Below are 18470 nucleotides of genomic sequence, written 5' to 3' on the forward strand. Positions count from 1 at the left end.
GTCCGAGAGTGTGGAGCGCCGACCGCGTCGGAGAGGTGCGCCTGAGCCGCCCCGCGTGGGGCGGATGCAGAGTACTCGGTACTCTGCCCCCGGCACTGACCTTGGGTGATGTCCCTGGAACACTCCCCAACGTGACCGAGGAGCCTGTGCGTTGAGCGTGGTCCTGTTCCGCCGTCCCGCCCGTCGCCGTGGCCCGGACATGCCCGAGGGCGAGCTGCACCTCCAGGAGCCGCCGACCCTGCCGGAGACGGTGCCCGACACCTCGGCGGTGTGGACGTACCTGCCGATGGCCATGATGTCGGTGTCGATGATGCTGGTCTTCGTCCGGCCCGGCGGCTCCAACAGCGTCTTCACGTACCTCGCGATCGGCATGATGGTGCTCGCGACGGGCGCGATGATGGTCGGCCAGGTCATGCGCCGCAACGGGGAGCGCAAGCAGCGGCTCAGCGGCGAACGCCGGGACTATCTGCGCTATCTGGCCCAGACCCGGCGCAAGGTGCAGCGCACCGTCGTGGAACAGCAGCTCGCGCTCGCCTGGCGCCACCCCGACCCGCGCGCGCTGCGGTCCATGGTGCGCACCACCCGGCTGTGGGAGCGGCGGCCCAAGGACGAGGACTTCGGAGAGGTGCGGATCGCCGTCGGCGACCAGCAGCTCGCGATGCGGCTGATCCCCCTGTCGACGCGGCCGGTGGAGGACCTTGAGCCGCTCTCGGCGCACGCCCTGAGGCGCTTCATGCGGGCCTACGGCACCGTCCCCGACCAGCCCATCGGCGTCTACCTGCGGTCCTGGTCCCGGGTGCTGCTGCGCGGCGACGCGGCCGTGACGCGGTCGGCGGTACGGGCCATGCTCAGCCAACTGGCGCTGTTCCACGCGCCGGAGGAGCTGTGGATCGCGGTGTGCGCCTCGGACGAGCGGCGGGGCGAGTGGGAGTGGGTGAAGTGGCTGCCGCACAACCTCCATCCGCAGGAGCAGGACGGCGCGGGCCCCGCCCGGATGGTGACCTCGGCCTTCGAGGACCTGGAGGACCGGCTCGGCGCCGAGTTCACCGAGCGGCAGCACTTCGACCCGGAGGCGCCGCCCGGGCGGGACGAGCCGTTCACGGTGATCGTCCTCGACGGGGTGGCGGTACCGGCGGGCCACCGGATCGACGGCGTCGGCTTCCGCAACGCGGTCGTGCTCGACCTGTCGGGCGCGCTCAGCTGGCGGCCGGGACGGACCACCCTGCGCCTGGAGATGGCGCCGGGCGCGGTACGGCTCGTACGGACCGACCGCAGCCGCAAGGAACAGGCGACGCTCCTCGGACGCCCGGACACGGTCGGACCGATGGCCGCCGAGTCGCTGGCCCGGATGCTGGCGCCCTACCGGATGGGACTGACGACGGACGCCACCGAGCCGCTCTCCTCGGACGTGCAGCTGACGACCCTCCTGGGCATCCCCGACCTGCACCGGCACGACCCGGCGACGCTGTGGCGGCGGGCCACCGGCGGCGACCGGCTCCGCGTGCCGGTCGCGGTCGGCGCGGACGGCCGCCCCGTCGAGCTGGACATCAAGGAGTCAGCGCAGGGCGGCATGGGCCCGCACGGCATGCTGATCGGAGCGACCGGCTCCGGCAAGAGCGAGCTGCTGCGCACCCTGGTGCTCGGCCTGGCCCTCACCAACTCCTCCGAGACCCTCAACTTGGTCCTCGTCGACTTCAAGGGCGGCGCGACCTTCCTCGGACTCGACGGACTGCCGCACACCTCCGCGGTGATCACCAACCTCGCCGACGAAGTGGCCCTGGTCGAACGGATGCAGGACGCCCTGCACGGCGAGCTGATACGCCGTCAGGAGCTGCTGCGCTCCGCCGGCAACTACACCTCGGCGCTCGAGTACGAGAAGGCGCGGGCGGCCGGCGCGGACCTCGCCCCGCTGCCGAGCCTCTTCGTCGTGGTGGACGAGTTCAGCGAACTCCTCGCCGCGCACCGCGAGTTCATGGACCTCTTCGTGATGATCGGCCGGCTCGGCCGCTCCCTCGGCGTACACCTGCTGCTGGCCTCGCAGCGCCTCGACGAGGGCCGGATGCACCAGCTGGAGAGCCACCTCTCGTACCGGATCGGCCTGCGGACCTTCTCCGCAATCGAGAGCCGGGGCGTGCTCGGCGTCCCCGACGCCCACCAACTGCCCCCGCAGCCGGGCGCCGGATACCTCAAGAGCGGGGTGGAGGCACTGACCCGGTTCCGCGCCGCGTACGTCTCCGGGCCCTACCGGAGGCGGGGCGGCGCGGCCGTCCAGGCCCGGGTCGCCAGCCAGGTCGTGCCGTGGACGGCGGGATGGGTGATCAGCCGCGCCCCCGCCCCCGCGCCCGAACCGGAACCGGCCGAGGGCCAGGAGGAGGCCGAGACCCTGCTGTCGGCGGCCCTGGACCGGCTGCGGGACTCCGGTCCCGCCGCCCACCAGGTGTGGTTGCCCCCGCTGGACCTCCCGCCGGCCCTGAACCGGCTGCTGCCCGCCCTGACGGCCGACCCCGAGCGGGGCCTGTGCGCGGCGGGGTGGCCGGGCGTCGGCCGGCTGCGGGTACCGGTGGGCCTCGTGGACAAGCCCTTCGACCAGCGCCGGGACCCGCTCCTCGTCGACCTGGCCGGGGCCGGCGGGCACGTGGCGGTGGCCGGCGGTTCGCAGAGCGGCAAGTCGACCCTCGTCCGTACCCTGATCGCGGCCCTGGCCCTCACCCACACCCCGCGCGAAGTGCAGTTCTACTGCCTGGACTTCGGCGGTGGCACGCTGTCACGCCTGGCCGGACTGCCGCACGTCGGCGGGGTGGCCTCGCGGCTCGACGGGGAACGCATCAACCGGACGGTCGCGGAGGTGTCGGCGGTCCTCGCCCACCGCGAGCAGTTCTTCCTCGACCACGACATCGACTCCATGGCCACCTACCGGCGGCGCCGGGCCGCCGGGGAGTTCCCCGACGAACCGCACGGCGACGTCTTCCTGATCGTCGACGGCTGGGCCTCGGTCCGGCAGGACTTCGACACCCTCGTGGCCACGTTCAACCAGTTCGCCACCCGCGGCCTCAACTACGGAGTCCACCTGATCGTGACCACCACGCGGTGGGTGGAGCTGTCGGCGCAGATCCGCGACCAGTCCGCGACCCGGCTCGAACTGCGCCTCGGCGACACGATGGACTCCGTGGTCGACATCCGCAAGGCCGCGTCGGTGCCGCGCACCGGCGGCCGGGGACTGACCACCGAGGGGAAGCTGCACTTCCTCGCCGCGCTGCCCCGGGTGGACGGCCTGGAGACCACCGAGGACCTCACCGAAGGGGTCGCCGACCTGGTCCAGCGGGTCGCCGCGGACTGGCAGGGGCCGCCGGCCCCGCCCGTACGCATGCTTCCGCACCGGCTCCCGGCCGGTGAACTCCCGGCCCCGGAGCGGACGGAGGGCCTGCGGCTCGCGCTCGGCCTGGACGAGGAGAACCTCGGAGCGGTCTGGCACGACTTCGCCCGCACCCCGCACCTGGTGGTGGTCGGCGACACCGAGAGCGGCAAGACCAACCTGCTGAAACTCGCCGCCCGTGCCATCACCGACCGCTACCGGCCCGACGAGGTGCGGGTGCTCGTCGTCGACTACCGGCGCGAACTGCTCGACGCGGTCCCGCCGGAGTACCGCCTCGGCCACGCCGTCTCCATGAACGTGCTCAAGGAACTGGTCGGCGGGGTGACCCGCGCGCTCGACACCCGCCGCCCCGGACCGGAGATCTCACCCGACCGGATGCGGCTCGCGGACTGGTGGCGCGGACCCCGGCTCTTCGTGCTCGTGGACGACTACGACATGGTCGGCGCGTCGGGCAGCACACTGGACCACCCCTTCGCCCCCCTCTTCGACCACCTGGCCCTCGGCCACGAGGTCGGCCTGCACGTCGTCGTCGCCCGCTCGGCGACCGGGGCGGGCCGCGGCATGAACGACCCGCTGCTGCGCCGCCTCGGCGAGGTCAACACCCCGTCCCTGCTGCTGTCCTGCCCCCCGTCGGAGGGCTTCGTGTTCGGCACGGTCCGCCCCCGCAACCTTCCCCCGGGCCGGGCACTCCACTTCGTACGCCGCAAGTCGGGCCTCATCCAGACGGGGTTGGTCGCGTAGACGCGTAGACGCTAGCCCGCGTGCCGGTGCTACGGCACGGGGTCGGAGGCGGGGGCTCCTCGGCTCCGGCGGGCGCGGGCGACCGCGGCGGCCCAGACCACCGCGAGGAGCACCGCCGCCGCCCCGGCCGCCAGGAGGCGGCCGCGGAGACCGGCCCGTTCCGCCGCGCTCGTGTCGGGCAGGGTGACGGGACCGGCCGCCGGGATCGCAGGGCCCGCCACCGGGCCGGTCGTGCCGACCGCGCTGACGGCCGCGTACGGGTCCAGGCGCGGCACGTCGGCCGGGTAGGCGGTGGCCGTAAGGCGGGCGGCGACCCCGGCCGCGTCGAGCCCGGGATACGCGGCGCGCACCAGGGCGGCCGCCCCGGCGGTGTACCCGGCGGCGAGCGAGGCGCCGGAGCCGATGTAGTGCCCGGTGCCGGAGGGCCCGGAGCCGATCACCCCGCGGCCGGGCGCGGCCAGGTCGGCATCGAGCGGGAGCAGGGCGCCGCGCGGCCGGGCGCCCTTCACGTCGACGTCCACCACGGCCAGCACCCCGGGCTCGGCGGCCGGCCAGTAGGCGCGCGGTACCGGATCCGCGGTGGCCGCGCCGGGCGGCGGCGTGGGCGCGGCGTCGGGCACGGCCGGGGCGACGACCACCACGTCACGGGAGCGCGCGTACGCCACGGCGTCGCCGACGGCCTTGTCCCGGGCCGGGAACGCGGCCGACACGGTCAGGACGCGGGCGCCCGCGTCGACGGCCGCCCTGATGCCGGCGGCCACGGCGGGAGCCGTGGCGCCGCCGCGCGGCCCGGTGCCGGACACGGCGAGGACCCGGGCCCGCGGGGCGACCCCGGCGAAGCCGACGCCCTTGACGGGCCCGGCGGCGATCAGGCTCGCGACGAACGTGCCGTGTCCGACGCAGTCCTCGCCCGCCGTGCCGAGCGCGGTGACCCGGCCCGCGAGGGCCGGCGCCGCTGTGGAGACACCGGTGTCGACGACGGCGACGGTCACCCCGGCCCCCTCGGTCAGGGGCCAGGTCCTGGCCAGCGCGAGGGTCCGCTGCTCCCAGGGCACGGCCGTGGCCACCTGCTTGGAGGCGGCCGCGCAGGGTGCCTTGTCGGCAAGGGCGGAGGCCAGCACCGGCAGCAGCACGGTGTCCCGACCGGGCAGCGCGGTGGACACCCCGCCGTCCAGGGCGGGCGTCGCCGCTCTCGCGGAAGCGGCCGGCACCGCGCCGGCCGCCGTCAGGGCCAGCGCGGCGACGAGCCGCACGGCGACGACCGGAAGCCGCCCCGCCGTCCGCCGCGCCGGGATCCGCCACGCCGCGCTCACGCGTGCCCCGCGACGGCCGGAACGTCCTCGGGCAGCAGCAGGCTCAGGTCGTCGACGGTCGGCGCGTCCAAGACGCTGATCCGGCCCGCCTGACGGGTCATCATCTCCTCCAGCATCCGCCGCGCCAGACGCCCGTTGCCGAAGCTCCGGCCGCGCGGCAGCGCGTCGAAGTGGACCCGGAGCACCTCGGCCGTGCCGGGCGCGCAGACGTAGCCCCCGACAGTCGCCTGCTCGGCGACGATGGTCACCAACTCCTCGGAGCTGTAGTCGGCGAACCGTACCCGGCGCGAGAAGCGGGACGACAGGCCGGGGTTCGAGGCGAGGAACCCGTCCATCTCCTCGGTGTACCCGGCGACGATGACGACGACCTCGTCCCGGTGGTCCTCCATGAGCTTCAGGAGGGTGTCGACGGCCTCCTGCCCGAAGTCCGACCCGCTGCCGCCCGGGGTGAGCGTGTAGGCCTCGTCGATGAACAGCACGCCGCCCAGGGCCCGTTCGAAGCACTCCTTGGTGAGCTGCGCGGTGTGACCGACGTAGCGGCCGACCAGATCGGCGCGGGCGACCTCCACGACCTGGCCGCGCGGCAGGATGCCCAGGCCGACGAGGAGCTCGCCGTAGAGCCGGGCGACGGTCGTCTTGCCCGTACCCGGGGGACCGGTGAAGACGAGATGGTGGCTGAGCCGGGGCGCGGGCAGCCCGGCGGCCTCACGACGCCGGGTCGCCTCGATCAGGTTGACCAGACTCGTCACATCGCTCTTCACGGCCTCCAGGCCCACCATGGACCGCAGTTGGGCGAGCGGGTCACCCGTCGCGCCGTCGCCGGTGGAGCCGGGGACCTCGACCCCGACGTCCTCGGGGAGCAGAAGAGTGAGTTCCTGCTCGGAAGCCGCGGGCAGCGCGGCGAGCCGCACTGCCTGCCGGTCCACCATCTCCTCGAACACCCCGCGCGCCGCACGGCCGTTGCCGAACGTGGCGTCGCGCGGCATCCGCTCGTAGTGGACCGTGAGGGCCTCGCGGGTGGCGTCGGTCAGTTCGTAACGGTGCCGGGCGCAGATAGTCTCGGTGATGGCGAGGAGTTCGGGGACGGTGTAGTTCTCGAACTCGACGGTCCGTGAGAACCGGGACGCCAGACCGGGGTTGGAGCCGAGGAACGACTGCATCTCGGCGGAGTACCCGGCGGCCACGACCACCACGTCCTCACGGTGGTCCTCCATCAGCTTGAGCAGGGTGTCCACCGCCTCGCGGCCGAAGTCCGCGCCCGAACCCCGGCCGTCCGACACGAGGGTGTACGCCTCGTCGATGAACAGCACCCCACCCAGGGCCCGTTGGAACGCTTCGGTGGTCTTGATGGCGGTGCCGCCGACGATCTGCGCGACGAGGTCGGCCCGGGCCACCTCGACCAGATGCCCGGAGCGCAGCGCGCCGAGTTCGGCCAGGACCGCTCCGTAGAGCCGGGCGACGGTCGTCTTGCCGGTGCCGGGCGGGCCGGCGAAGACCAGGTGGCGGCTCATGGGCGGCACGGGCATGCCGAGCCCCGCACGGCGCTGCGCGAGCTGGGTGAGGCTGACGAGCGTACGGACCTGCTGCTTGACGTTCTCGAGGCCGATCAGCGCCTCCAGTTCGGCGAGCGGCCCGTGGTCGACACCGGCCCCTGCCGCGCCGGCCGGGTCGGTGCCGACGGCGTCGCCGCTGCCCCAGGCGTCGCGTGCGCCGTTGCCCGTGCTCGTCAGGTCCTCGACGGAGAGCCGGTCGCCGGCCCGGGTCTGGACCAGGCCGCTGCCCCGGTTGTCCCGCGCGGTGCAGCCCGTGAGCGTGACACGACCGGTCGACTCCACGCGGAAGCCGTCCGCCGCGCCGTCGGACGCTTCACAGACGTTCAGCGCGCCGGTCGAGCCCTCGGTGAGCACGAACCCGTGGCCGCCCGCGTCCGAGACGCGGACCCGCGTGGCGGTCAGCGTGCCGCCCTTCTCCACCTCGACGCCCGCGCCCGTGGCCGCGCCGATCTCGCAGTCGCGCACCGTGGCCGTGGCCCCCTGGCCGATGACGACCCCGGCACCCCGGGGGCCGCGCACGGCAGCCCCGGCCAGCTGGACGGCCGCCTCATCCCCGACCCGTACCCCGTCGCCGGCGGGCTGGAGGAACTCGCAGTCCTCGAGGCGCGCCCGGGCGGCGCCGAGAACCTCGGCGCCCGGCCCCTGGACGCCACTGATCCTGGCCCGCCGGACCAGCGGACCGGCCCCGCCCCCGACCCGTACCCCCGCCTCGGCCGCACCGTCCACGGCCAGCCGGTCCAGCTCGGCCAGCGAATCCCCCTCCAGCAGCACGGCCGTGGACTCGCAGTCCCGTACGGTCAGCCCGAGGAAGACCGGGCCCGCCGTGTCGGCCACCCGCAGCCCGGGGCTCTGCGCACTCTCGATCAGACAGTCGTCGAACGTGCCCCGCGCCCGATCGGTGACGAGAATCCCGTGCCCCGAGGTGCGCGCGGTGCGGCAGCGCGTCAACTGCGGGTCGGCCGCCCCGGACAGGACGATCGCTGGCCCGCTGGTTCGGGTGACCTGGAGGTCGGTGACCCGGATGCGGCCCGAGCCGGTGATGTGCAGGGCGGTGGCGGTGTCATGGACGGCGGTGCGGGCGACCGTCGCCGAGCAGCGCTCCTCCAGGGCGACGGCGGGCTTGTCGGTGTGGGAGAGTTCGCAGTCCTCCACGGTCGCGCGGGCGTCACCGTTGACGAGGACGCCGTTGGCGCGGGCGTGCCTGACGGAGCAGTCGCGGATTACGACGCAGCCCTTCTCGCCCGCCACGATGCCGGTGGTGCCGAGGTGTTCGAGGACGGAGGAGGCGACGGAGCTCTCCTCGGGCGAGGTGACGACGACGCCCGCGCCGGCCGGGTTGCTGACCCGGCTGTCCCGTATCGCGACCGACCCCGAACCCCGGGCGAGCACGGCGGTCCACGCGGCCCCGCTCACCTCGCAGCCGTCCATGGCCAGTTGGCCGCGCGGGACGTCCACGACGGGCAACTCCTCGTCCCGGCCACGGATCACCAGATCGGTCAGCATCACCGAGTCGGCCCGCAGGGCGACGGCCACACCGTCACGAGGGGCTATCTCCACGCTGCCGCGCGCCTGTTCGGCGACGATGGTCACCCGAACCGTGACGACCAGGTTCTCCGCGTACGTACCGGGCCCCACACTGATCACCGCGCCGTTGCGCGCACGCGCCAGCGCCTCGCCGATCGTCGCACACCGCTCGGGTCCCGGCTCCGGGCCGACGGTCAGTAGCTGGCGAGACACGCCGGAACCTCCTGCTCTGGCCCCCGGGGACGCGCGCTGCCACCGGCGGCCCACCTGTATGGGTACGCAGGCACATCATGCCGGTAGTACTCGACGAGCGCTGAAAACAATCGTCGCGCTCGGGTTTCACCTTTTCGGGGACTGTGCGCGGTGGCCCGGAGCTGGCTTCATGGGGCCGGGCGCCCCGCATGTGGCGGCGCACGTGTTCTGCCCGAGACATCGCGTGAGGTGATTCTGGATGGCGACCGACAGGTACGGCCACTTCCTGCACGAGGGGACGGTGGAGGGGGCGACGCACCTGGACCGGGCCGTGGAATCCCTGCTGTTCTTCCGCCCCGAGGTGACCCCGGCCGTCGAGGGCCTGCTCGCGGCCGACCCGGGCTCGCCGGTGGGGCAGGCCTTCGCGGCGTACCTGGGGGTGCTGGGGACCGAGCCGACCGACGCCGCGGCCGCGCGGCGCCGGTTCACCGCGTACGCCTCGGGCCTGGACCGTAAGGCGCTCCCACCGCGCGAGCGCCTGCACACGGCCGCCGCCGAAAGCCTCCTCGCCGGCGACCTTCTGCGCGCCGGCGGCATCCTGGAGCAGCTCACCCTGGCGTACCCGCGGGACGCGCTGGCGCTTTTCGTGGGGCACCAGCTCGACTTCCTGACCGGCGACGCCGTACGCCTGCGCGACCGGGTCGGCGGAGCGCTGTCCGCCTGGGACCCGGACGATCCCCACCTCGGGCCGCTGCTGGGCATGTACGCCTTCGGCCTGGAGGAGTCGGGACACTACGACCGCGCCGAGGAGGTCGGAAGGGCCGCGGTCGAACGCCATCCCGACGACGTGTGGGCCATTCACGCCGTCGCGCACACGTACGAGATGCGGGGCCGGTACACCGACGGCATCGCCTACCTCGACACGCGGACCGGCGACTGGTCGGGCGGCAACTTCCTCGCGGTGCACACCTGGTGGCACTACGCCCTGTTCGCACTGGAGGCGGGCGACAACGCGACCGCGCTGCGCGTCTACGACGCGACCCTGCACAACGAGACGTCCGCCGGCCTGGCCATGGAACTCCTGGACGCGGCCGCCCTGTTGTGGCGCTTCCACCTGGCGGGTCTCGACCAGACTCCGCGCTGGGAGGCGCTCGCCGACTCGTGGTCGGCGCGGGCCGACCCGCCGTTCTACGCCTTCAACGACGTGCACGCCGTCATGTCCTACGTAGGCGCCGGCCGTCCGGCCGAGGCCGAGCGGCTCATCGCCGACCGGCAGCGATGGCTGGCCCAGACCCGTGCGGGCGTCCTGACCAACGACACGATGACGGCGGAGATCGGCCTTCCGGTCTGCCGGGCACTGGTCGCCCACGCGCGCGGCGACCACGCCGCCGTCGTGGACCTGCTCTGGCCCCTGCGCCGCCGACTCCACGAGTTCGGAGGCAGCCACGCCCAGCGGGACGCCGTCCAGAAGACCCTCCTCGAATCGTCGTTGAGCGCCGGACGGCACGACCTGGCCCGCCTCCTGATCAGCGAACGGATCGGACTGCGACCGGACAGTCCGTACAACCGGCTGAGCCAGTCCCGCCTCACCGCCGCACTGGGCGACGCGAAGGAGTCCGCCGCCGTGCGGTCGGCGTGAGTCCTGTAACACGGTCGGCTTCGCCGCCGGTCAGCTGGACGCCACGTCCAACCAGGGCCGGTGTCCCGGTCCGGTCGGGTGGGTGCCGGTGTTGCCCATGACCACCGAGTACAGGCTGGTCTCCGCGGTGATGAAGAGACGGTTGCGCTTGGCACCGCCCCAGGAGATGTTCGCGACCGTCTCGGGGACATCGAGCCGGCCGATCAGGGTGCCGTCGGGGTCGTAGCAGTGCACGCCGTCGTCCATCGCGGCGACCCAGAGCCGACCGCCGTCGTCGAAGCGGAGGTTGTCGAAGCGGGCCTTCTCGCGGGCGCTCGCTTCGGCGAAGACCTCGCCGTCGGACAGGGTGCCGTCGTCGCGTACGTCGAAGACCCGGATGACGCCCGCCCCGGTGTCGGAGACGAAGAGCTGCCGCTCGTCGGCGGAGAAGACCAGGCCGTTCGGCGCGCCGAAGCAGTCCGCGACCAGCCGCACCTCGCCCGTGGCCGGGTCGATCCGGTAGACGTTGTTGGCGCCGATCTCACTCTGCGCGCGGTATCCCTCGTAGTCGCTGGTGATCCCGAAGTCCGGATCGGAGAACCAGATCGAACCGTCGGACTTCACGGTCGCGTCGTTCGGGCTGTTCAGCCGCTTGCCCTGCCACCGGTCGGCCAGCACGGTGAGGGTGCCGTCGTGCTCGGTCCGGGTCACCCTGCGACGGCCCTGCTCACAGGTGATCAGCCGGCCCTCGCGGTCTAGGGTGTTGCCGTTGGTGTACCCGGCGGATCGGCGGAAGAGGCTGACCGCGCCGGTCTCCTCGTCCCACCGCAGCATCCGGTCGTTGGGGATGTCGCTCCAGACGAGCTGGCGCCAGGCCGGCACGTAGACCGGTCCCTCCGCCCAACGGCAGCCGGTGAACAGGACCTCCAGCGCGTCATCACCGTTCATGCATCTCCCCGCGCGGAACCGGTCGTCCAGCATCTCGTACAGCCCGGGGCGCTCGCCGCTCATGGAGTCCACTCCTCACGAAACCTGCCACATGCCGAACATGAATCGGCCTCAGTGGCATGTTGCAAGATGAGATACTGTCCTGGCCAGTTGAATCCGAATGGAGAGTTGTGGATCACATAGATCGGGCACTGCTGGAGCAGCTCCAACAGGACGCCACCCAGTCCTACGCCGCACTGGGCCAGGCCGTCGGCCTGTCTGCCGGCGCCGCCCACGAGCGGGTACGGAAGCTGCGCGAGCGAGGCGCGATCCGGCGTACCACCGTCGATGTGGACCCGGCTGCCGTCGGCAGCGCCGTCCTTGCCTACGTGATGGTCGACTCGACGTCCTGGATGGGGGATTCGGCGCAGGGCTTCGCCGCGCTCCCCGAGGTCCTGGAGGCGCACATCATCGCCGGGAGCGCCTCGGTCCTGGTGAAGGTCCGGACCGCGACGACCGGGCAACTGCAGGATGTGCTGCGCCGGATCTACGCCATCGACGGGGTCAGCGGAACGCAGGCCACCGTGGTCCTGGAGACCTTCTTCGAACGGCCGCTCTCGCCACTCGTCGCCGACCAGGGGTGACCCCGAACGCGCGGGGCGATCCATCTTGTCCTGGAGAAACCGCAGTTGATCCCTGTGCCAGGATGTCGCCCGTGACTGAACTGACCTCCGAGCCCGTCGCCGATGACACCCCTCGCGCCCATGGCATGGGACCCCGTACCGCCGCCGTAATCGTGTTCGGGTCGTCGGCCGCGGTCCTGGTCGTGGAGATCGTCGCTCTGCGACTCCTGGCTCCCTACCTCGGCCTCACTCTCGAGACCAGCACCTTGGTGATCGGTTTCGCCCTCACCGCCATCGCCGTCGGCTCCTGGCTGGGTGGGCGCTTCGCCGACCAGTACGATCCGCGCAGGCTCATCGGCCCCGCGCTCGGGGTGTCGGGCGTGGTCGTCGCGCTCACCCCCGCCGCGCTGCGCACCACCGCGGAGTGGTCACCAGAGCTGCTCCTGTTGACCGCGATGCTGACCATCGTCGTACCCGGCGGGCTTCTCTCGGCGGTGACGCCGAGCGTGACCAAGTTGCGGCTGACCAGCCTCGCTCAGACGGGGACGGTCGTCGGTCGACTGTCCGGCGTCGGCACCCTCGGCGCCATCGTCGGTACGGTTCTCACCGGCTTCGTCCTCGTTGCGCGGTTGCCGGTCAGTGGCATCCTGATCGGCCTGGGATCGATCCTCGTCGTGGGCGCGGCGCTGGTCGAGTGGCGAACGCGCGGCTGGAAGGGCACGTCTGCCCTGGCCCTCGCGGTCGTGGCCGGCGGCCTCGCCACCACGGTCGCGCCCGGTGGCTGTGACACGGAGACCAGGTACCACTGCGCACGGGTCGTCGCGGACCCCGACCGGAGCAGCGGCCGGACACTCGTTCTGGACGGCGTGCTGCATTCCTACGTCGACATCGACGACCCGACCCACCTGGAGTTCGAGTACGTGCGCGCCATCGCCGCCGTGGTCGATGCCGCGTTCCCGGCGAGCGAGCCGCTCTCGGCCCACCACGTGGGCGGCGGTGGCCTCACCTTTCCCCGGTACCTCGCGGCAACGCGGCCCGGAACGCACAGCCTCGTGTCCGAGATCGACGGCGGGGTCGTGGGCATCGACCGCGACGACCTGGGGCTGAAGTCTCAAGCCGGCATCGACGTACGCGTCGAGGACGGCAGGCTCGGCTTGCGGCGACTGGACGCCGCGAGCCGTGACCTCGTCGTCGGCGACGCCTTCGGGGGCGTCAGCGTGCCGTGGCACCTCACCACCGTGGAAGCGATGGCTGAGGTACGGCGGGTCCTCGACGCAGACGGGCTGTACGTCGCCAACCTCATCGATCACGGCGCTCTGGCCTTCGCGCGGGCCGAAGTGGCCACCCTCAGCGCGACCTTCGAGCACGTCGCCCTCGTCGGCGAACCCGCGGACATCGGCCTCGATCCGACCGCCACCTCCAAGGGCGGCAATCTGATCGTGCTCGCCTCCGACCGACCGGTCGACCTGCGCGCGACCCAGGAAGGGTTGGACGCCCGGCGGACCGGCTGGAAGATCGCCACCGGCGACGACCTCACCTCCTGGGTCGGTGATGCTCGACAGCTCACCGACGACCACGCACCCGTCGACCAGCTCCTCCAGCCCTACAGGCCACAGAGCACCTCGTGAGGCGCGGCGGCGCGGGTCAGCAGCCTCGGCACCACGAGACCGAGCCGACTCGCCACGGGAACCGTGGAGACTCCCCCAGGGGAAGGTCCATCGAGCGACCCGGGTTCGTGCACGTGCCCTCCCGGAACACGTAGTACGCCCGGCCGGAGTTGTTGATGACCGATCCGGGCGACTTCTCGGTGAAGTCGACACAGCCGTTCGGCTCCTCGTTCGGCTCGGCCTCGCCGCCCCACTGGAAGCCCTGGAAGTCCGCGCCTTCCCACAGGCAGATGTGGCCCGCCGGGCATTCCGCCCTCGGTGCCGACGGCAGTCCGGAAGCATGGGCGACCGTGGCGGCGGACATCGCGACCGCCGTCGTGACCAGTGTGATCAGAAGTTTCCTGACGCGCATGAGAGCTCCAATGTTCGGTGCGAGGCGATCCGGTGCACGGCGCTCTCCACGGCCGCGGGCAGGCGCCGGGCGAGGCCCGCGCACCGTCACGTACGGTAGCGAACTCGTGCCGTGGAGAAGGTGATCGACGCGGCGGCTCGCCGAGGAAACGAGCGGCCGGCCGCCGGTGCACGATGCTCGGGAGGGTCTTCGATTCGAAGGTGTCCCGATGTACAGTGAAGGCCGCCCCTGACCTGCAAAAAGCCGGCGGGGAGCCGTCTTCCAGGAGTCTAAAAGTGCTGCGCACTCTGATGAAGTCCAAGATCCACCGTGCCACCGTCACCCAGGCCGATCTGCACTACGTCGGTTCCGTGACCGTCGACGCCGAGCTCATGGAGGCGGCCGATCTGCTGCCCGGGGAGTTGGTGCACATCGTCGACATCGACAACGGCGCCCGGCTCGAGACGTACGTCATCGAGGGGGAGCGGGGCTCCGGCGTGATCGGGATCAATGGGGCCGCCGCGCATCTGGTGCACCCCGGGGACCTGGTGATTCTCATCAGTTACGCCCAGGTCGAGGACGCCGAGGCGCGGGCGCTCGTGCCGCGTGTCGTGCATGTGGACGCGGACAACCGGATCATCGAACTCGGGGACGACGCCTCCGCGCCCGTGCCCGGGAGCGACACCCGGCGCGGTCCGCACACCGTGGCCGCACGCGCCTGACCGACTCGACCGATCGACCGACCCGACCGATCGACTGACCGTACACAGGGAGACGTTCCGCATGGCCGACCTTGAGATTCGCGACGACCGGGAGAAGGGGCGCCTGGAGGCGTTCGAGGACGGCCGGTACGTCGGTGTCGTCGTCTACTTCGTCCTGGACGCCGAACCCCACGCCCTCGTGGCCGTGCACACCGTCGTCGAGGAGGGCAACGAGGGCAAGGGCATCGCCGGGTCCCTCGTACGGGAGTTCTACGCCATCGCCGCCCGCGCGGGCGTCCCCGTCGTGCCCCTCTGCCCCTACGCCGCCAAGTGGGCCGAGAAGCACCCCGACGAGGCCCCCGTCCCGCCCGAGGACGTCGTCCGCGCGGCCAAGGCCCAGCTCAAGGCCACCCCCGAGCTGTGGTGACCCTCGCCCTCCTGCACACCTCCCCGGTCCACGTGCCCGTCTTCGACGGGCTCCGCGACCGCCACCACCCCGGCCTCGACCTGCGGCACGTCGTCGCCGAGCAACTGCTCGTACGGGCACGGGCCGAGGCGCCGGAAGCCGTGGCCGGCGCCGTTCGTGACGTCCTCGCCGAGGCCGTCGCCGACGGCGCCGCGGCCGTCCTCTGCACCTGCTCCACCCTCGGCGGCGTCGCCGAACGCCACGCCGCCGAACTGGGCGTGCCCGTCCTCCGGGTCGACCGGCCGATGGCCGCCGAGGCCGTCCGTGCCGACCGGATCGTGGTCGTCGCGGCCGTCGAGTCCACCCTGGCGCCCACGCTCGACCTGCTCCGGGACGAGGCGGGCGACCGGACCCCGAGCATCACCACCCTGCTCGTGGACGGCGCCTGGGACCGCTTCCTCGCCTGCGACCACGACGGATACCTGGACGCCGTCGCTGCCACGGTCGACCGCGTCGACCCCACCGACGGCGGTGTGATCGTCCTGGCCCAGGCGTCGATGACCGACGCCGCCGACCGCACCACCACCCCGCTCCCTGTCCTCTCCAGCCCCCGCCTCGGACTGGCGGCCGCTGCCGCGAACGCGGTGCGCCGCCACGGATGAATGGGCCCGGCGGGCGCGGGCAGACGCTCCGGGAGAGCCTGGAGCCGTAGCCGTACGGCCCCGTCGTCGACCGAGAGGCCCGACACCGCCATGACCCACCCGTTCCCCGACCCCGTGCCGCCCGCGCCGATCCCGACGCCCGGCCCGCCCCCCTCCCCACCGGCCCCGGTGCCCGAGCCCCCTCCCGTACCGCCGCCCAACCCGGTCCCCGAGCCGCCGGGCCCCGCGCCTCTCCCGGAGCCCGAACCCCAGCCCGAACCCGGGCCCGCAGGGCGCTGAACACAGCTCGAACGCGCCCTGAACCCTTGTCACGGGCTGTGACCTTCCCCTACCTTGGGCGACTGCTGATGCGTTCAGCGGACGCGCTCAAGGGGGGGGCCATGGCCTTACGGGGACGACACCGCCGGTACCAGCCGAGCCGGATCAACCGCGCCTCGCTCACCGTTACGGCGGGCGGCGCCGGCATCGCGCTCCCGCTCGTCGCCGCCGGGGCGGCCCAAGCCGCCTCCCTCGACGTGTGGGAGAAGGTCGCGGCCTGCGAGTCCTCCTCCAACTGGCGCATCAACACCGGCAACGGCTACTTCGGCGGGCTCCAGTTCAGCCAGTCCACCTGGGAGCAGTACGGCGGTAGGGACTACGCACCGCGCGCCGACCTCGCCTCCAAGGACCAGCAGATCGCCATCGCGGAGAAGGTCCTCAAGGGGCAGGGCCCGGAAGCCTGGCCGACCTGCTCCCCGCGCGCCGGGCTCACCCAGCAGGGGAACACGGGCACCGCCCCCGCCTCCCTGCCCCGGCAGCGGTCCGCCCCCGCCCCACAGACTCCGGCCGACCGCGCGACCCCGACCACCGTGCCGCAGGTCCGCGAGATGTACACGGTCACCCCGGGGGACTCGCTCTCCCGCATAGCCCGCGAGGAGCGGGTCAAGGGCGGCTGGCAGCGGCTGTACGAGGCGAACCGCAAAGTCGTCGGCGAGGACCCAGACCTGATCCTCCCGGGCCAGAAGCTGACCCTCCGGATCACCGCCCCCGCCCCGAAGAAGCCGGCCGCCCCCGGGCAGACCGCTCCGGGCACGACCACCCCCAAGACGAAGCCGCCGGCCGCCACCAAGCCCCCGGCCGCCACCAAGCCTCCCGCCGCCACGAAGCCCCCGGCGACGAAGCCGCCCGCCACCAAGGCCCCGGCGACGAAGGCCCCCGTCACGAAGGCGCCCTCCACGAAGCCGCCCGCCACCAAGGCGCCCGTCGCCAAGACCAAGCCCGTCTCGAAGCCCGCCGCCAAGCCCGAGACCCGCTCCGAGAGCTTCGCCGCCCCCGTCTCCGCCTCCATCGGCACCCGCTACCGCGTCTCCGGTTCCTCCTGGTCCAGCGGCTACCACACCGGCGTCGACTTCCCGGTTCCCACCGGTACGTCCGTCAAGGCCGTCGCCCCCGGAAAGGTGGTCTCCGCCGGGTGGGGCGGGGCGTACGGCTACGAGATCGTCATCCGGCACGACGACGGGCGCTACAGCCAGTACGCGCACCTCTCCGCGCTCACCGTGCGTGAGGGGCAGCGGGTCAACGGCGGGCAGCGCATCGCCCGTTCAGGATCGACCGGCAACAGCTCGGGGCCGCACCTCCACTTCGAGGTGCGCACGGGTCCCGGGTACGGGTCCGACATCGACCCCCTCGCCTACCTGCGTGCCCGGGGTGTCTCGATCTGAGACCGACGTATCTGACACCGACGTATCCGACATCGACGTCTCTGACACCGACAGGGAGTCGGACGCACCCGTGAGCCGCTCCATCGTGAGCTGGACGATGCCGAGCGCCGCCACCGCGCCGCAGATCAGCGCCGCGACGGTGCCGGCCGCGCCGTAGCGGAAGGTCTCGCCGAACAGGGTGAGGCCGACCGTCGCGGCCACCACCGGGTTGACGACCGTGACCGTCGCCAGCGGCGCTGCGAGCCCGGCGCCCCGGTACGAGGCCTGGGAGAGCAGGAGTCCGGTCACGGCGAGGGCCGAGAGGACCAGCAGGCTCGGCCACTGGGCGAGCGGGGCGCTCGCTGTCCACTCCTCGGCCACGGTCTTGGTGAAGACCGAGGCGATCCCGAACGCGACGCCCGCCGCTGCCGCCAGGACGATGCCGCGCAGCACCGAGCGGCCCACCAGGTGCGCCGCCGTGAAGAGCACGGCCACCAGGCCGAACGTCCCCGCGGCGAGCAGCCAGCGCTCCGCGTCCGCCAGGGACTGCCCGTCGCTGCCGGCCGTCAGGCTGAGCAGCCCGGCGAGACCCACGGTGGCCATCAACGCGCCCCGCCAGGCCGTGCGGCCCGCCTTGCGGCCGACGAAGAGCGCCGCCATCGGCAGCGCGAAGACGATGGTGAGGGCGCCCAGTGGCTGGACCACACTGAGCGGGCCGTAGGCGAGCGCGGCCACGTGCAGCGCCGCCCCGAGACCGTTGAGCAGCACGGACCCCCACCAGGCCGGGCTGCGCATCGGCGCGTACGTGAGACCGGCGGCGGAGGCCGCGACCCGCTCCTGCACGATCGCCGCGGCCGCGTAGGCGACCGCCGAGACCAGTGACAGGAGCACGGACAGGAGGAGGGGGCTCATACCTACAACGATCTCTCTTCCGAGCGTTCACGTCGTCAGACCTGGGGACGCCTTCGGCCGTACTACCGGCGCAGTACGGGCCCGTGCCGTACGCCTGGAGATGTACGACTGCGCAGGTCAGCAGGGGTGCAATACGAACTTTTCCGGTATCCGGGTCGAAGCGGGCGGCCATGATCGCGCCCGAACGTACGTCCCATCCCGAGCCAGTCGCCGCCTTCTCCGGGCCACATTGGCCCGCTCCCCGGAGC

The 18470-nt window shown here is 72.8% G+C and carries 13 protein-coding genes; 8 read left to right on the plus strand and 5 right to left on the minus strand.

From position 1 onward, the window contains the following. Positions 1-199 precede the first annotated feature (199 nt). Positions 200-4114, plus strand: coding sequence for a type VII secretion protein EccCa (gene eccCa / locus ACFWRO_RS18650; RefSeq protein ID WP_384511551.1), 3915 nt, complete (start codon positions 200-202; stop codon positions 4112-4114). A gap of 29 nt (positions 4115-4143) precedes the next feature. Here the strand turns inward: eccCa and ACFWRO_RS18655 are convergent, their stop codons facing one another. Beyond that, positions 4144-5427, minus strand: coding sequence for a S8 family serine peptidase (locus ACFWRO_RS18655; RefSeq protein ID WP_384511473.1), 1284 nt, complete (start codon positions 5425-5427; stop codon positions 4144-4146). Then, positions 5424-8717, minus strand: coding sequence for a right-handed parallel beta-helix repeat-containing protein (locus ACFWRO_RS18660; RefSeq protein WP_384511476.1), 3294 nt, complete (start codon positions 8715-8717; stop codon positions 5424-5426). The genes ACFWRO_RS18655 and ACFWRO_RS18660 overlap by 4 nt, the downstream gene beginning before the upstream one ends. A 238-nt stretch (positions 8718-8955) precedes the next feature. On the opposite strand from ACFWRO_RS18660, the gene ACFWRO_RS18665 reads away from it, so the two are divergent. Next, positions 8956-10335, plus strand: a complete 1380-nt coding sequence (locus ACFWRO_RS18665; RefSeq protein WP_384511479.1) for a tetratricopeptide repeat protein — start codon at positions 8956-8958, stop codon at positions 10333-10335. 30 nt (positions 10336-10365) lie between these two features. On the opposite strand, the gene ACFWRO_RS18670 is transcribed toward ACFWRO_RS18665, so the two are convergent. Further along, complete coding sequence (locus ACFWRO_RS18670) at positions 10366-11325, minus strand: SMP-30/gluconolactonase/LRE family protein (protein WP_384511482.1); 960 nt, start codon at positions 11323-11325, stop codon at positions 10366-10368. A gap of 107 nt (positions 11326-11432) precedes the next feature. Here ACFWRO_RS18670 and ACFWRO_RS18675 point away from each other — a divergent pair, with 107 nt between their 5' ends. Then, positions 11433-11885 (plus strand): Lrp/AsnC family transcriptional regulator, encoded by a 453-nt coding sequence (locus ACFWRO_RS18675; protein WP_384511485.1) that lies wholly within the window; start codon positions 11433-11435, stop codon positions 11883-11885. Positions 11886-11947: 62 nt separating this feature from the next. Then, entirely contained in the window at positions 11948-13492 is a 1545-nt protein-coding gene (locus ACFWRO_RS18680) for a fused MFS/spermidine synthase (protein ID WP_384511488.1), read from the plus strand. A gap of 16 nt (positions 13493-13508) precedes the next feature. Here ACFWRO_RS18680 and ACFWRO_RS18685 read toward each other — a convergent pair whose 3' ends face one another. After that, positions 13509-13883, minus strand: a complete 375-nt coding sequence (locus tag ACFWRO_RS18685) for a peptidase inhibitor family I36 protein (protein WP_384511491.1) — start codon at positions 13881-13883, stop codon at positions 13509-13511. A gap of 275 nt (positions 13884-14158) precedes the next feature. Here ACFWRO_RS18685 and panD point away from each other — a divergent pair, with 275 nt between their 5' ends. The 4 genes from panD to ACFWRO_RS18705 all read left to right on the plus strand — a co-directional run bounded on the left by panD (position 14159) and on the right by ACFWRO_RS18705 (position 17331). Then, a complete protein-coding gene (gene panD / locus ACFWRO_RS18690) occupies positions 14159-14584 on the plus strand; it encodes an aspartate 1-decarboxylase (RefSeq protein WP_384511494.1) in 426 nt (141 codons plus the stop codon). 61 nt (positions 14585-14645) lie between these two features. Continuing rightward, the gene (locus tag ACFWRO_RS18695; protein WP_384511497.1) at positions 14646-14990 is read left to right on the plus strand and encodes a GNAT family N-acetyltransferase; all 345 of its coding nucleotides are present in this window, start codon (positions 14646-14648) and stop codon (positions 14988-14990) included. Then, a complete protein-coding gene (locus ACFWRO_RS18700) occupies positions 14987-15631 on the plus strand; it encodes an arylsulfatase (RefSeq protein WP_384511553.1) in 645 nt (214 codons plus the stop codon). The genes ACFWRO_RS18695 and ACFWRO_RS18700 overlap by 4 nt, the downstream gene beginning before the upstream one ends. 380 nt (positions 15632-16011) lie before the next feature. Further along, positions 16012-17331, plus strand: a complete 1320-nt coding sequence (locus ACFWRO_RS18705) for a transglycosylase family protein (RefSeq protein WP_384511499.1) — start codon at positions 16012-16014, stop codon at positions 17329-17331. On the opposite strand, the gene ACFWRO_RS18710 is transcribed toward ACFWRO_RS18705, so the two are convergent. Further along, entirely contained in the window at positions 17212-18222 is a 1011-nt protein-coding gene (locus ACFWRO_RS18710; protein ID WP_384511502.1) for a DMT family transporter, read from the minus strand. The two genes, ACFWRO_RS18705 and ACFWRO_RS18710, sit on opposite strands and share 120 nt — an antisense overlap. Positions 18223-18470: the final 248 nt, after the last annotated feature.

Origin of the sequence: Streptomyces sp. NPDC058579 (genome assembly GCF_042718575.1) — a bacterium.
Taxonomy (GTDB): Bacteria; Actinomycetota; Actinomycetes; order Streptomycetales; family Streptomycetaceae; genus Streptomyces.

Excerpts from the sequence above, each read along its gene's own strand:
- eccCa (WP_384511551.1), top strand. The coding sequence starts at position 200 with ATGCCCGAGGGCGAGCTGCACCTCCAGGAGCCGCCGACCCTGCCGGAG.
- ACFWRO_RS18665 (WP_384511479.1), top strand. The coding sequence starts at position 8,956 with ATGGCGACCGACAGGTACGGCCACTTCCTGCACGAGGGGACGGTGGAG.
- ACFWRO_RS18670 (WP_384511482.1), bottom strand. The coding sequence starts at position 11,325 with ATGAGCGGCGAGCGCCCCGGGCTGTACGAGATGCTGGACGACCGGTTC.
- ACFWRO_RS18680 (WP_384511488.1), top strand. The coding sequence starts at position 11,948 with ATGTCGCCCGTGACTGAACTGACCTCCGAGCCCGTCGCCGATGACACC.
- ACFWRO_RS18685 (WP_384511491.1), bottom strand. The coding sequence starts at position 13,883 with ATGCGCGTCAGGAAACTTCTGATCACACTGGTCACGACGGCGGTCGCG.
- ACFWRO_RS18695 (WP_384511497.1), top strand. The coding sequence starts at position 14,646 with ATGGCCGACCTTGAGATTCGCGACGACCGGGAGAAGGGGCGCCTGGAG.
- ACFWRO_RS18705 (WP_384511499.1), top strand. The coding sequence starts at position 16,012 with ATGGCCTTACGGGGACGACACCGCCGGTACCAGCCGAGCCGGATCAAC.
- ACFWRO_RS18710 (WP_384511502.1), bottom strand. The coding sequence starts at position 18,222 with ATGAGCCCCCTCCTCCTGTCCGTGCTCCTGTCACTGGTCTCGGCGGTC.